We start from the raw sequence: 14,506 nt of genomic DNA on the forward strand, positions 1-14,506 counted from the left end.
GGGTTGCTGCGGTCCGGGTGGGAAGAGGATCAGCGGGCGAGACCGGCTCGCGGGGCCTCGGCGGTGCCCGGGGCGGCCGCGGTCTGTTCGATCAGAGCGGCCAGCTCCTTGCGGTCGACCTTTCCGTTGCCGTTGGTGGGCAGGGCGTCGAGGCGGATGCAGCGCCGCGGGATCTTGAAGGGCTCGATGTGGTCGCGCATGCCCTCGCGCACCTCGTCCGCGGTGATGTCGGCGACCACCGCGAGGAGCGCGCCCCGCTTGCCCTGGGGCGGCAGGACGGCGGCCGAGGTCACCCCGTCGACGCGGGTCGCGGCGGCTTCCACCTCGGTGGCGCTCAGACGGAATCCCCGCTCCTTGTACAGGTCGTCCCGGCGGCCGGAGAAGTAGAGGTAGCCCTCCTCGTCCAGCCGGCCGTAGTCGCCGGTGCGCAGCTCGGGGAAGAGTCCCTCCACGCGGGGGAAGCGCTCGGCGGTCAGCTCGGGGCGTTTCCAGTAGCCCGCCATGACGTGCGGGCCGCGCACGACGAACTGGCCGATCTGTCCGGGCGGCAGCCGGTTCCCGTCGTCGTCGATGACGAAGACCTCGGTGCCCGGCAGCGGCAGTCCGCAGGATCCCGGATGGTCGAGGTCTCCGTCCGGCGGCATGATGGCCGTGCGCTTGCACTCCGTGAGGCCGTACATGACCTGGATCCGCAGCCCGGGCAGTGCGGCGCGCAGCGCGGACATGGTGGTGTCGGACAGGGCCGCTCCGGTGTTGGTCAGCAGCCGCAGCCGGCTCGGCCCCCCGCTGCTGCGGCGGAGCAGCCAGGCGAGCCGGTCGGCGACGGAGGGTACGGCGGGCAGCACGGTCGCCCCGGATTCCTCCAGGCTGCGCAGCAGCGGGGGACCGACCTCGGCGACCGTGCCCAGGTGCAGTCGGGCGCCGCTCAGTGCCGCGAGGTAGACCTGGTAGAGGCCGTAGTCGAAGGAGAGCGGCAGCGGGCAGTACACGACGTCGTCGCTGCGGTACCGCAGGCACTCCTGGATCGCGGAGACGGCGAAGAGCACCTGCTGGTGGGTGCTGACCACGGCCTTGGGCAGCGAGGTGGTACCCGAGGTGTAGATCAGGCTGACGGGGTCCACGGTCAGGGCGCCGTGGCCACCGGGGGCGGGTGACCCGCCGGTGCCTGCGTCGAGCGCCGCCCGGAGGAGTTCGTCGAGCCCGAGGAAGCGCACGCCGTGCTCGGCGGCGGTCCGTCCCGCACCAGGATCGTCGGAGACCAGCAGCCCGGGTTCGCAGTCCCGCAGCACATGGGCGAGAGGGCCGCCGCGTACCTGTTCGTGCAGCACGCTGAAGACGGCGCCCAGGCGGGAGGCCGCGTACAGCAGCACGGTGATGCCGATCCCGTCGGTCGCGGTGACCACGATCCGGTCGCCGCGCCGCAGTCCTTCGCGTCGCAGGAGTGCGGCCATTCCGGTGGAGGCGGCGGCGAGTTCTCCGTAGGTCAGGCTGCGGCTGTGCGAACTGAGCGCGGGGGAGCGGGGGCTGCGGTCGGCGGCCGCCTCCAGCAGTTCGTGCAGCAGCTGTGGCGTACGGGCCATCAGGTCTCCTCGGCAACGGGGTCGGGGGCGTTCGCCGCGTCCGTCCTGCGGAAGGGGACGACAGTGGTGGCGGTGGCGGAGCACACGAGCTGGGGTGCGTCGAGGACTTCGGCGGCACTGCCTTCCGCTCCGGGCCGGGCGCCGAGGACTTTGTGCGCCTCGAGTTCGACCACCCGGCGCAGCCTGGTCTGCCGCACCAGCCGCCCGCGCGCCTCGATGTAGTCGCCCGGCTTCACGGGTGCGGCGAAGCGGACCTCGCTGTACTGGGCCAGCAGCCCCTCGTCGCCGTCCGTGCGGATGGTGATCTCGGTGACCAGGTCGCCGAACAGCCGCAGGATGCGGGCGCCGTCCACCAGGTCACCGCCGTAGTGGGCTTCCTCCTGGCCGACTCGTACGCGGAGGAAGGCCGTGGTCTGCGGGGTCGGTTCACCGCCGGCGCTTCGCTGGGCGGGGGCGGGGGCGGTGGTGCGGGTGCTGGGCGGCGACACGGCGTCAGGCTCCTTCGGTTCCTTGGATGCTGTTCGTCCGTTTTCGGCTGCCGCGCCGACGGCGCAGGGGACGCCGATGGCGACTGCGGCTACGACGTTCTGTTTGTGGGTGATGGACACGGACACCGAGGGCGGGGCCACTCGGGCGGCTCGCCCTCGGAAGCGGACGACGGGGGCGCCGTGCGGTGTGTGCTCCACGCATATCTCCCGCGGCGCCACTCCCTGGAGGAGACCCATGCCCAGGACCTTGAGGACGGCCTCCTTGGCCGCGAAGCGGCCCGCGAGGAACTCCAGGCGCCGGTGGCCGCCGAGGGTGTCGGCATGGGCCAGTTCCTCCGGGGCGAAGCTGAAGCGGAGGAACCAGGGGCGCTCGACCAGGCGGCCGAGTTCCGAGCAGTCGAGGACGTCCACCCCGACCCGGGCGGTCCGGCTGGGCGCGGTGGTCATCCGGATGCCGTGCGGACGTCGACGAGGTGCTGCTTGGCCAGCAGGTCCTCCGTGGTGTCGCGCTCCCGGACCAGATGGGCCCGGCCGCCGTGCACCAGCACCTCGGCCGGGAAGCCGTGACTGAGGAAGAGCCCGGGGGAGGCGGTGGGACCGTAGGCTCCGGACCGCTCCACCGCCAGCAGGTCCCCCGGCCGCACCTCCGGCAGCCGGACCTTCTTGGCGATGACGTCGTTGGGCGTGCACAGCGGGCCGGTCACGCTGTAGGGCCGCGGCGCTCCGGCGGGACGGTCCCCCACGTGGCGGACCGGGAAGTTGCGCTTGACGAAGCTCCCGACACCGACGGCGGCCATGTGGTGGTTGGTGCCGCCGTCGGCGACGACGAAGCTCTCCCCCATGGAGTTCTTCACATACCGGGCCCGGACGAGGTAGATGCCGGCCATGGCGGTCAGGAAACGGCCCAACTCCATGATCATCCGGCAGTGCGGGTTGCGCGCGGAGAAGGAGGAGAGAACGTCCGCCAGTCCGGTTCCCAGCGCGGCGAGGTCGAGGTCTTCCTCGTTCTCGAAGTAGGCGACGCCGAGTCCGCCGCCGAAGTCCACGGTCTCCAGGGGGAAACCGAGCCGTCCGGCCAGGTCCTCCGCGGTGGCGAGGATCCGCCGGGTGTTGTGGACGACGTCCTCGTGTTTCAGGAACCGTGTCCCCATGTAGGCGTGCACCCCCTTCACCCGGATGTGGCGCAGGGCCGCGAGCCGGTGCTTGGCCTCGCGCAGTTCGGCTTCGTCGATGCCGAACTGCCGGGGCTTGCCGCCCATGGCCAGTCCCGACCCCTTGCTGCCGAAGGCGGGGTTTACCCGCAGGAGCACCGGGAACTCGTCGCGGCCGGCGCTTGCCAGCAGCGAGTCCAGCAGGTCGAGTTCGTCCAGCGATTCGCAGACGATCGCGTGGATGCCGGCGTCGATGCACGCGCTGAGTTCCCGTGCGTCCTTGCCGGGGCCGAGGAAGATGATGTCGTGGGCCGCGACCCCGGCGCGCAGGCTGGTGACCAGTTCGGCATGGGAGGAGACCTCGGCGCCGGCACCGAACGAGTTCAGCAGTGCACAGACGCTGATGTTCGGGTTGGCTTTGAGCGAGTAGAAAACATCGACACCGTCGGGGAGCACGCCACGCAGTGCGCGGTATGTGCTTTCCAGGATGTCCGCGTCGTAGACGAACAGCGGAGTGCCGAACTCCTCGGCCAGTGCCGCCATCGTATTGCCCTGGATGTGGTCATTCGAGGTAGCCATGCAATCACTGCCATCCGCCGTCGTCGGGCCGGCGGATTACGGTCCGCTCCTTCATGGGTGAACTGCCTGGGGTGGATGTCCGTTCTTTCATCGCTCGCCTCTCTCACTGGTGTGTTCTCCAGCAATCACGATTCTGCGAGCTGTCGTACGGCGAAGGAAGGACTGACGGGTGGACTGAATCGGTCCTGACCTATTCAGGCCCCCTGTTCCGAGCGCGTGTCCGCCCAAGGGCTGCAGGCGGCCGCGATATTCCCCGTGTAGGCTGAATCAAACTTATGGAAAACGCCTGAATCCCGCAGTGGCGGCAATCTTCCCGCACAGCCGGGCCGGCCCCCGGCCATGAGGGGCGAGGGCACCTGGTCCGGACCGGCTCGGGTGCGAGCGGCTCAGTCCAACTCGTAGTACATGAGCGGCGCTTCGGCGCGCCGCAGACACCATTCGGCCAGCTGCGGGCATGCGGCGGCGGCGCGCACCCAGATCTGCTCCGCGGTCGACTCGGCCTCGTTCAAGGACGCGACGCGGAGGAAGAGACCGATGACGGGGTGCGGCCGTGACTGGTGGTGCACGCTGACGTGTTCGAGGACGTCCGGTGCGGCGGCTTCCAGCATCTGCCTGATCTCAGCGGGCAGGGGGGCGTCGCCGGGAGGGGAGACAGCGAGATGGACGAGGTACATGAGGCGACTGTCCTATTCGAATCGTCAATCCCTTCCACTGCTTGTCGACCAGCGGCCCTACGGACCGTCACGGCCGGATGAGCCCCCTCGCGACCGCGTGCACACCCGCCTGGAAGCGGCTGCGCGCGCCGAGGTGGTCCATGAGTTTCGTGGCGATGCGGCGTGCCGTCCGAGCCGACACGCCCAGCCGTGCGGCGACGGATTCGTCGGTGTGCCCCTGCGACAGCAGCCGCAGGACCTCCGTCTGCTGCGGACTGAGCCGCTGCGTGTCCGCGGGCAGGCCGGCGGCACCCATCGGCCGGGCGCACTGCCAGACGCAGTCGAACAGCGCCTGGAGCGACGAGACCACTCCCGGCGTGTGCAGGACCACTGCCCCGGCAGCGGTGTCGTCGCAGTCGGCGGCGACGACGGCGATCCTGCGGTCGCAGATGATCATGCGGTTCGGTAAGGAGGGGACGGTCCGGATGCGGCCGCCGAGCGTGGCCAGCCACTCCGCGTGCGCCACCGTGGCGGGGTCGTTACGGGCGCTGTCCAGATAGACGGTGCGCAGCCGCACGCCGCGCTCCAGCAGGTTCTCGGCGAGCGGCCGCGAACTGCGTACGTTGGCCGCCGTCTGGGCTCCGCCCGGAGCGAACGTCAGCAGCTCGTCCTCGACCCTGTCGTACAGGGTCGCCAGGTAATCGCGGACGCAGTCGACCCCGTTCAGGCGCAACAGCTCCTCCCTGTCCTGCGTGAACTCTGATTTGAGGCGTACGGCGGCAGCCTGCGCCTCCTGCACGCGTTGCTGCTGCGCGGCGAGCTCGGCCCGTTGCCTCGCCAGCAGGATGTCCGCGGCCAGGTGCGGGTCGACCGCGTGGAAGCTGCGGGGGTCCTCGGTGGAACTGCGTATCAGGGCCAGTTCGCTGAGGGTGTCGAGTGCCGTCAGCACCGCCCGCTCGGTGAGCCGGAGGCGGCGCATCAGGTCGGCCACACCGTCCTGCGGGTGCGCCAGCATCTCGCGGTAGACGACTTCCGCCGTGGCGTCCATTCCCAGAACATCGAACATGCGATTCCCCCTTGTGAGCAGCGTGCGGTAGCGAGACCGCGCAGGGCGGGAGTCCCGGTACCGGGAAGGTCACGACGGCCGGCGGCCGGACGGCACGGTCAGTCGGCGAGGCTCGACTTCTTGCGCTTGTTGGCGAGGAAGCGTGCCTTTTTCTCGCGGTTCCCACACGTGTTCATGTCGCACCATCTGCGGGTGTGACCGCGGCTGGTGTCGACGAACGCGGCTTGGCACGTCGGCGACGCGCACAGCGAGATCTTTCCTTCCCGTTCTCCCGAAAGGAGGCTGATCGCGTCGGCGGCGATCACGCTGAGCGCGTCTTCCGTGGAAGCGGAACCCAGCCGCCACTCCCGGCCGCCCTCAGGCGTCAGGATCGCCGAAGCCCGGCCGTGCGTACTGCAGTCATTGATGACCTGGAGGGCCGGACGGGGAATAGGGTCCCGGTTCGCGACGGCGGTGGCGGCTGCGTGAATCGATTCCCTGAGTTCCCGCGCGTGGTCGAGTTCGGACTGGCTGCAGGAGTCCACGGCGAGTCCGTGGAGCGCCAGCCAGTCCATGAAGCGCGACGGCACCGGAATGCGTTCCAGCGCCTCGCCGTATCGCTCCGTCCGGGTCCCCGTGAAGCTGGTCGCCAGCACTTTGCCCAGACGGAACTCGGGAAAATACACTACCGCCATGGAACCACCTTAGCCGGTTGCCCCCTGCCGTGCAAGCACACGGGAACCTGTGCGGACGGTCGCGCGCGACCCGGATCGCCGCGCCCCCCGTCCAAGGTCAACGACGGGTGCCCGAAGGCCCGTTGGGGAAACCCGGTACGGAACGCCGGCTGCGGCGGACCGGATCGTGGACCGTCCGCGACGGGCCTGAACAGGCCAGGACCGCTTCAGGCCATCCGTCGATCCTTCCTTCCCCGCACCCCCGCTCGTAGGGTCGTGATCGCCGGAGAATGCACCGGCGAAAGGGACGAGCGACGGAAGACCAGGGACCATGAAGATATTCGTCGACAAGGTCAAGTGCCAGAACCACGGACAGTGCGCGATCTCGGCCCCGACCAACTTCGAGCTCGACGCGGGCGGGGAGCTTCGGTACCGGGAAGCGTTCGACGAAGAGAACATCGGTGATATCGAGGACGCCGTCGACTCCTGCCCTCTGCAGGCGATCGCCCTGAAACCGTGAGGGCGGCGGTGGCCGGCAGGAGGCCGCGTGTCGGCATAGTCGGATCCGGAATAGCCGGACTGCGAGCGGCCAAGGCGATCCTCACACGCAAGGCCGACGCCGAGGTCGTCGTCTTCGGAGACGAGACGTACCGCACCTACAACCGGCCCGGTCTGACGAAGAGGCGGTATCCCCTGTCGGGTGCCCTCGAGAAGACCATCGCCGAGGATGTGCAGGTCAATGGCGCCGACGACGACGCTCTGACCTGGCGCCTCGGTACCGGAGTCGAGTCCGCCGACCTGCGGAACGGGACGCTGCGCCTGAGTACCGGCGAGACGTTCGCGTACGACGGCCTGGTGATCGCCACGGGCGTGCGCCCACGTACCTCGGTCCGGGGCGGCGGGGAGTGCGGGCTTCATACGCACAGAACCGTGCGGGGTCTGGGCGATGCGCGGTACATCCACCAGCGTCTTCAGGCGAGCGGGAAGGTGACGATCGCGGGCGCCGGTTTCGTCGCGTGTGAGGTCGCCTCACTGGCCAGGCAGTACGGTTGTGAAGTCCTCGTACTGGAAGCGCTGGGCCGCGGGCCCTTCGAGAGCCTCCTGGGCGAGCGCATCGCGATGTCGCTCGGCCGCTGGCTGGTCCGGCACGGCATCACGTTCCTCACCGGCGATTCAGCGAGGGAACTGCTCTGTGACGCGGAACCGCCGGAGGCGGAGCCCTCGCCCGACCGGTCCCTTTTCATCGAGGCGATCGGCAGTGTTCCCAATGTGGAGTGGCTGCACGGAAACGGCCTGGACCTGTCCGACGGGGTGCCCGTCGACGCGTACATGCGCGTGTCGCCGTGGACGAACGTGTTCGCGGCCGGGGACGTCGCGCGCTACCCGGACCCGTGGACGGCCGGAAGTCACACGCGCAGGGAGTTCTGGAAGAACGCGATCGACACCGGTGATCTCGCGGGAAGGTCCCTGGCGTCGTCCTTCGGCCACGATGCGGTGACCTCGCCGGTCGGATACTTCCCCAGCATGTCCACGGAAGTACTCGGACTGCGTATCCAGATCGCCGGCAACCCGAAGATCTCGGACACAACGAAGATCGTCTGCGGTGATCCGGACCGGCTGGACCAGGGAGTGCTCGTCGCGTACCTCCGTGAAGGCGTCACGGTCGGGGCCGCCTGCCTGGACACGGGCGCTCGGTTCAACAGCGCCTACATCAAGCTCCTGAAGTCGTTGCGGGAGCGCTGAACGGGCGGACGGGGCACCCCTCGACGGCCCCGGACCGCCGAGGGCCGGTTCCGGACGACTCCGGAACCGGCCCTCGGTCATTCCCGGGGACCGGTCGCGGACCGGCGCCCCGGACCGGGATCAGCGGGCCCGGGGTCAGCGGGCCCCGGCGAACGTTCCATGGCGTCCTGCCTGGCGTTTCTAGCGGAAGCGTGCGTCGCTGACCAGAGCATTCGCCGTCGCGTTCAGGTTGTGTTCAGGTTCGGAGGGTCCTTGGGCAACTCCACCACCAGAAGCGTCAAAAGTCCGGCAAAGGGGTCTGGGGGAAGCGCCGGGCGCCATGGCATCGTCCCTGCATGACGACTGATCACCTCATGCACAACCGGCCCGTGGGCCACATCCGTCACGCGGCGAGCAAGGTGCCGGAGGTGACCGTCTATTTCTGGATCATCAAGGTCCTGACGACCGGCATGGGAGAAACCGCCTCCGACTTCCTGGCCCATCTGCTCGGCCCCGTTCCCGCCGTCGGCCTCGGGGGCGTCGCCCTGGTGGTGGCCCTGGCGGTGCAGTTCGCCGTCAGGCGGTACGTGGCCTGGATCTACTGGACGGCGATCGTCATGGTCAGCGTGTTCGGCACGATGGCCGCCGATGTCCTGCACGTGGCCCTCGGGGTGCCGTACACGCTTTCGACGCCGTTCTTCATGGTCGCGCTGGCCGCCGTCTTCCTGCTCTGGTACCGCAGTGAAGGCACGCTGTCCATCCACAGCATCCACACCCGGCGCCGGGAGACCTTCTACTGGGCGACCGTGCTCGCCACGTTCGCGCTGGGCACCGCCGCGGGGGATCTGACCGCGACGATCGGCCTCGGCTACCTGGGGTCCGCCGTCGTGTACGGCGTCGCGATCGCCGTCCCCGCGATCGCTCACCGCTTCGGCGGCCTGAACGCGGTGGCCGCCTTCTGGGCCGCCTACGTCATCACGCGTCCGCTCGGCGCCTCCGTCGCCGACTGGATGGCGGTCGGCCGGAGCCGGGGCGGGCTCGCCCTCGGACTGGGGCCGGTCACGCTGGCCTGGACGGTGGCCATCCTCGGCTTCGTGGGCTATCTGGCCGTCTCCCGCAAGGACGTCCAGTACGTCCCGTACGACACCACGAAGTGACACGGCGAGGCGACGAGCCGTTGCACCGTCACCCGGCAGGCAGGCTGGACCCGAAGGGTGCCCCGGGCGCGTGCCCGGGGCCGTTCGCCGTTTCGCCACCGGCGGAGCGGCAGCCCCAGACCCGCACCGGCGTGCCGGTCGCCGGGATCCGCACGCCGGCCGGGCCCGAAGGGTCCTTCCGCAGCCGCGATTCCAGGAGTTGCCCGAATCCGGCAGGATGACGGCCGTTTTGCGCGCACGGACTTGCCGGCGCCTTGACGATCCGTTCTCTGCCCGTTCAACCGGCCGCCCACGCCCGCGTCGTGTCCCGTCCCTAAGGTCCCTGGGGGCTTCGAGGAAAGGGACTCATGGACGCACTCCGCGCGGTCCGGGCTCGCGGGATCACCAAGCACTTCGGCGACGTCGTCGCGCTCGACGGCGTCGAACTGGAGGTGACGCAGGGGCGGATCCACGGCCTGGTCGGCCCTAACGGTGCCGGAAAGACGACGCTGCTGGGTCTTCTGCTGGGGCTGGCGGTCGCCGACGGCGGCCGGCTGGAGATCCTGGGAACACCGGTCGAGCGAGCGCTCACCGCTCCCGACGGTGTCGCCGGCTTCGTGGACGCGCCAGGTCTCTACCCCTCGCTCACCGCCCGGCAGAACCTGGCCGCGCTGGCCGCGCTCCGCGGCCTGGACACGGGGACGGCGGGCATCGCCGACGCGCTCGGCGAGGTCGGCCTCACCGACGTCGCCGACGACAGGACCCGCGGCTTCTCCCTGGGCATGCGCCAACGGCTCGGGCTCGCCGCCGCCCTGCTCACCCGGCCCCGGCTGCTCGTGCTCGACGAACCGGCCAACGGCCTGGACCCGGCCGGCAAGAGACACGTGCACCGTGTCCTCACCCGGCTCGCCGCGGACGGCACCAGCGTGGTGCTCTCCAGCCACCGCATGGACGACCTGGAGACCCTGTGCTCCGAGGTCACGATCCTCGCCACCGGACGGGTCGTCTTCTCCGGGCCGCTGAGCGAGCTGGCCGCGGAGAGCCGTGAACTCGACTACCGACTGCGCACCTCCGACCCCGAGGCCACGCGCCGGGTCGTCGCCGACACGGTCGGCATCCGGATCGTCGACGACAGCGGCGTACGGCAGGACGCCGGCGTACTCGTCGTCCGCGCACGGGTGCCCGCCCTCGACGAACTCGTCGCCAAGGTCGTGCGGTCGGATGTCGCGGTGCGCGAACTCGCCCCCGTCGTCTCGCCGCTGGAGGCCGCGTTCCTCGCCCTCACCGAGCAGACGGAGGCCGCCCGATGACCGTGGGCACGGCCGAAGCCGGCGTCGCTCCCACCCGCCGTGTCCCGGTGTCGCGGGGCTACCGGTTCGAACTGGTCAAGCTGGTCTCGCAGTGGCGGATCCGGCTGCTGGTACTCGCCTGCTGGACCGCGCCGGCGCTCTTCGTCGCCGGGGTGAGCCGGCAGAGCGCCCTGCCCTCCGACACGCTCTTCGGCCGCTGGATGCACGCCACGGGCTGGGCCGGACCGCTGGTGACGCTCGGATTCGCGGGCACCTGGGCGTTGCCGCTGCTGACGCCGGTGGTCGCCGGTGACGTGTTCGCCGCCGAGGACCGGCTCGGCACCTGGCGTCATCTGCTGGTGGCGGTCCGCTCGCCCGCGCGGATCTTCGTGGCGAAGTCGCTGGCCGGCCTCACCGTCATCCTGCTGCTGGTGGCCGGCCTCGCCGTCTCCAGCGCCGTCGGCGGACTGGTGGCGGTCGGCAACCAGCCCCTGGTCGGACTGGACGGGCACCTGTTGACCCCGGGTGACGCGGCCGGCCACGTCCTGCTCTCCTGGACCGCGGCACTCGCCCCGACCCTCGCCCTCGCCGCGACCGGTCTGCTCGGCTCGGTCGCGCTGGGCCGCTCCCCGATGGGGCTGCTGTCGCCCCCGCTCGTCGCGCTCGCGATGTCGGTCGCCCAGATGCTGCCGCTGCCCGTCTCCCTGCGCCTCGCCCTGCCCACCTACGCCTTCATCTCCTGGAACGGCCTGTTCACCAGCCCGTCCCAGCTCGCCCCCATCCTGGTCGCCGTCGCGGTCAGCCTGGCGTGGGCGGTGCTCGCGACCGTCCTGGCCTACGCGCTGTTCGTGCGGCGCGACTTCACGAATCCGGCCTACGACGGTTCCGGGCACCGCGTGATCACCCTCGGCGTGCTGCCGCTGGCCGCGCTGACCGCCGTCACCGTCGGGGCGGTCACCGTGACGACGCCGTCGACGGGCTCCGGCATCGAACAGGACAAGGTACAGCGGTCCCTCGCCACCGTGTTCGCCCACCTCTACCGCCTGCAGACGCGACAACTCCACCGCCCCGCCGTCACAGAGGCCCGGCTACGGGCCACGGCGGCGTGCACCAAGAGCGACGGCCAGGCCGTCCAGGAGGGCGCGGGCAACGACTGGCGGTGCGTGGTGAGCTGGCATCTCCCCGGTGCCGCGGTCACGGGGACGGCCGTGTACCAGCTCGACATCACCTCGGACGGGCGGTTCGTGGCCGACGGCGACGGTCCCAAGGAAGTCAACGGCTACTTCCTGGTGCGGACTTCGACCGGCGACGCCCCGAATCCGCTGTGGCAGTTCGACGGCAACGTCGATCTGCTCGACACCCACTGAAGGGAACAATTCCGTGCAGGTAACCCGCCGGCGCCGGACCAGCGAGAAGAAACAGGTCGAGCTCTTCGGCAGACACGTCGGCCGCCGCACCCTCCTGGTGACGGCGGGCATCGCCGTCGCCCTCGGCATCACGGGCACCGCGGTCGCCTCGACCCACCGGTTCGGCACCGAGAAGGTCGGCCAGATGACCGCCAACGGCCAAGTGGTCTCCGCCGACCAGTACATCAAGCCCTACGGCAGCCGCACCGTCATCAACGACGGCAAGATCATGTCGTCGACGGTCAGCCCGGACGGCACCCACCTCGCGGCCTCCCTCGCCGACGGTGACGCGTCCCTGGTCGTCATCGACCCGGCCACCGGGCAGGTCGAGCAGAAGGTCGGCACCAACGCGGCGGACGACCTGCGCATCGCCAGCGGCGCGGTCGGCCAGGAAGGCCCGGCCTACTCGCCCGACGGCAAGTACCTGTGGCTGGGCCAGGCGGGCGGCTACACCCGGTTCACCGTCAACGCGGACGGCACCCTCTCCCACCCGACGGCCGTTCCGATCGCGGCCGACGGCTCCCGGCAGGCGCTGGTGGGCGCGGCCGTGTTCTCCGCCGACGGCTCCACCGTGTACGCCGCGGTCAACGGTCAGAACAAGGTGGTCGCCATCGACGCGGCGACCGGAACCATCGAGCGGACCTGGGCCGTCGGCAACGCCCCGCGCGGCCTCGCCCTGGCAGGCGGCAAGCTCTACGTCGGTAACGAGGGCGGCCGCCCGGCCTCGGCCGGCGACACCACCATCAACTCCTACGGCACCGACGTGGTGGCGAACCCGAGGACCGGCGCCAGCACCACCGGCACGGTCAGCGTCATCGACACCGCGGACCCGGCCGCCGCCGTCGGCACCATCGCGGTCGGTCTGCACCCGACCGCGGTCTACGCGAGCAAGGGCGCGGTGTTCGTCACCAACACCGCCGACAACAGCGTGTCGGTCATCGACAGCCGCAAGGACCGGGTCGTGCAGACGATCTCGACCCAGCCGTGGCCGGAGGCGTCCGTAGGCTACGAGCCCAACGCGGTCACCCTCACCGGCGACGGCCGGCTCCTGGTCACGCTCGGCCGCGCCAACGCCGTCGCCGTCTACCGTTACACGTCCCCGCACATGCCGGTCCGCTATGTCGGCCTGCTGCCCACCGACTACTTCCCGTCCGAGATCGCCACCGCCGGCGGGAAGATCGTCGTCTCCAACACCCGTGGTGTCGACGCCCTGCGCCCCGACGCCGCCGGCCACAACACCCACGACACCACGTCCAGCCTCACCCGGTTCACCCTGCCGAGCGACCAGGTGATCAGGTCCCGTACGGCCGACGTCTTCCAGCAGAACGGCTGGACGTCCCACTCGGTCAGGACCGCCGACGGCGACCGCCACAGGAAGGCCGTCCCGGTCCCGGCGCGCATCGGCGACCCCTCGACGATCAAGCACGTCTTCCTGCTCGTCAAGGAGAACCGCACCTACGACCAGGTCCTCGGCGACCTCCCGCAGGGCAACGGCGACTCCTCGCTCACCCAGTTCGGCGAGAACGTGACACCCAACCAGCACGCGCTGGCCCGGCAGTTCGGGCTGTACGACAACTTCTACGACATCGGCACCAACTCCGCCGAGGGCCACAACTGGCTGATGCAGTCGGACAACCCGGAGTACACCGAGTCGTCGGCCGGCGAGTACAAGCGCAGTTACGACACCGAGAACGACGCCCTCGGCCACCAGAAGACCGGGTTCATCTGGACCGGTGCGCAGGCGGCCGGCAGGTCCGTCAAGGACTTCGGCGAGTTCCAGTCGTACGAGAGCAAGCCGGCCGGCGCGACCTGGCAGAACCTCTACTGCGACAGCAGGAACATGGCCGCGACCGGCGCCGGCACCGCCTATCCCATCAGGACGGGCTCGGCGATCCCCTCCCTCAACGACGTGTCGGTACAGGGCTTCCCGCTGTTCGACCTCGACGTCCCGGACATCTACAAGGAACAGATCTGGAAGCAGGACTTCGAGAAGAACGGCCCGGCGAACCTGAACATGTTCTGGTTCTCCAACGACCACACCGGCGGCCCCGCGAACGCGGCCGCCGAGGTCGCCGACAACGACCTCGCGGTCGGACGGATGGTCGACGAGATCACGCACAGCACGTACTGGAAGGACTCGGCGATCTTCGTCGTCGAGGACGACTCCCAGGCGGGCCTCGACCACGTCGACGGTCACCGCGCCCCGGTCCAGGTCATCAGCCCGTACGCCCGGCACGGCACGGTCGACGACCACTACTACTCGCAGATCACCATGATCCGCACCATCGAGCAGATCCTCGGGATCCACCCGATGAACCAGCTCGACAGCGCGGCCACCCCGATGTACGGGGCGTTCACGCCGAAGGCGGACGACACGCCGTTCACGGCGGTGCCCAACCGGACCTCGCTGACCCTCGGCGTGAACCCCCAGCCGTCCTGCGGCTCGGACACCCCGGCCGCCCAGGACCCCAAGGCGGCGGCAGCACCCACGACCGTCTCGGTGGCGGCGGCCGAGAGGACGGTCGCGGCGCAGTGGCAGACCTGGGCCTCGCACCAGCGGCTGACCGGCAGGAACGCGGTGCCGGACTACGCCAACCCCGCCCAGATGAACCGCTACACCTGGTACCAGACCCACAACTGGGCCAAGCCGTACCCCGGCGACAAGAAGATCTACACGCCCGACGACGTTCCGGGCGCCTACCTCCCGTCCGCGGAGAACGACGGCTGACGCGGGCTGATCGCGTCGGGGTGCCGGGGTGAGGAGCGAGCGGACGCCACCCTGA

12 protein-coding genes are annotated in these 14,506 nt (G+C 70.2%); 6 read left to right on the forward strand and 6 right to left on the reverse strand.

Annotation, left to right across the window (positions count from 1 at the left end; translation table 11 throughout):
• Positions 1–29 precede the first annotated feature (29 nt).
• The 6 genes from ACZ3ZD_RS11885 to ACZ3ZD_RS11910 form a co-directional block, all read right to left on the reverse strand.
• Positions 30–1,580, reverse strand: a complete 1,551-nt coding sequence (locus ACZ3ZD_RS11885; RefSeq protein WP_467395623.1) for a class I adenylate-forming enzyme family protein — start codon at positions 1,578–1,580, stop codon at positions 30–32.
• On the reverse strand, positions 1,580–2,515 hold the full coding sequence (locus ACZ3ZD_RS11890) for a 4'-phosphopantetheinyl transferase superfamily protein (RefSeq protein WP_467395625.1): 936 nt from the start codon (positions 2,513–2,515) through the stop codon (positions 1,580–1,582). Before ACZ3ZD_RS11890 ends, ACZ3ZD_RS11885 begins: the two co-directional genes overlap by 1 nt.
• A complete protein-coding gene (locus ACZ3ZD_RS11895; RefSeq protein ID WP_467395627.1) occupies positions 2,512–3,798 on the reverse strand; it encodes a type III PLP-dependent enzyme domain-containing protein in 1,287 nt (428 codons plus the stop codon). Before ACZ3ZD_RS11895 ends, ACZ3ZD_RS11890 begins: the two co-directional genes overlap by 4 nt.
• Before the next feature lie 386 nt (positions 3,799–4,184).
• Entirely contained in the window at positions 4,185–4,472 is a 288-nt protein-coding gene (locus tag ACZ3ZD_RS11900) for a hypothetical protein (RefSeq protein WP_467395629.1), read from the reverse strand.
• Positions 4,473–4,539: 67 nt separating this feature from the next.
• Positions 4,540–5,517 (reverse strand): LuxR C-terminal-related transcriptional regulator, encoded by a 978-nt coding sequence (locus ACZ3ZD_RS11905; protein WP_467395631.1) that lies wholly within the window; start codon positions 5,515–5,517, stop codon positions 4,540–4,542.
• Positions 5,518–5,615: 98 nt separating this feature from the next.
• On the reverse strand, positions 5,616–6,191 hold the full coding sequence (locus tag ACZ3ZD_RS11910) for a CGNR zinc finger domain-containing protein (protein WP_467395632.1): 576 nt from the start codon (positions 6,189–6,191) through the stop codon (positions 5,616–5,618).
• Positions 6,192–6,501: 310 nt separating this feature from the next.
• Between ACZ3ZD_RS11910 and ACZ3ZD_RS11915 the strand changes: the two genes are divergently transcribed.
• From ACZ3ZD_RS11915 to ACZ3ZD_RS11940, 6 genes are all read left to right on the forward strand, one after another.
• Positions 6,502–6,690, forward strand: a complete 189-nt coding sequence (locus ACZ3ZD_RS11915) for a ferredoxin (protein ID WP_467395633.1) — start codon at positions 6,502–6,504, stop codon at positions 6,688–6,690.
• 8 nt (positions 6,691–6,698) lie between these two features.
• Positions 6,699–7,913: an NAD(P)/FAD-dependent oxidoreductase gene (locus tag ACZ3ZD_RS11920; protein ID WP_467395635.1), complete on the forward strand. Its 1,215-nt coding sequence runs from the start codon at positions 6,699–6,701 to the stop codon at positions 7,911–7,913.
• A gap of 335 nt (positions 7,914–8,248) precedes the next feature.
• Positions 8,249–9,049 (forward strand): COG4705 family protein, encoded by an 801-nt coding sequence (locus tag ACZ3ZD_RS11925; protein ID WP_467395637.1) that lies wholly within the window; start codon positions 8,249–8,251, stop codon positions 9,047–9,049.
• Between the two features lie 347 nt (positions 9,050–9,396).
• Entirely contained in the window at positions 9,397–10,338 is a 942-nt protein-coding gene (locus ACZ3ZD_RS11930) for an ABC transporter ATP-binding protein (RefSeq protein ID WP_467395638.1), read from the forward strand.
• On the forward strand, positions 10,335–11,684 hold the full coding sequence (locus tag ACZ3ZD_RS11935; protein ID WP_467395639.1) for an ABC transporter permease: 1,350 nt from the start codon (positions 10,335–10,337) through the stop codon (positions 11,682–11,684). The genes ACZ3ZD_RS11930 and ACZ3ZD_RS11935 overlap by 4 nt, the downstream gene beginning before the upstream one ends.
• Positions 11,685–11,697: 13 nt before the next feature.
• Positions 11,698–14,451, forward strand: a complete 2,754-nt coding sequence (locus ACZ3ZD_RS11940) for an alkaline phosphatase family protein (RefSeq protein ID WP_467395640.1) — start codon at positions 11,698–11,700, stop codon at positions 14,449–14,451.
• The last annotated feature ends 55 nt before the right edge of the window (positions 14,452–14,506 follow it).

The sequence above is a fragment of the Streptomyces sp. NPDC023481 genome, assembly GCF_055560195.1.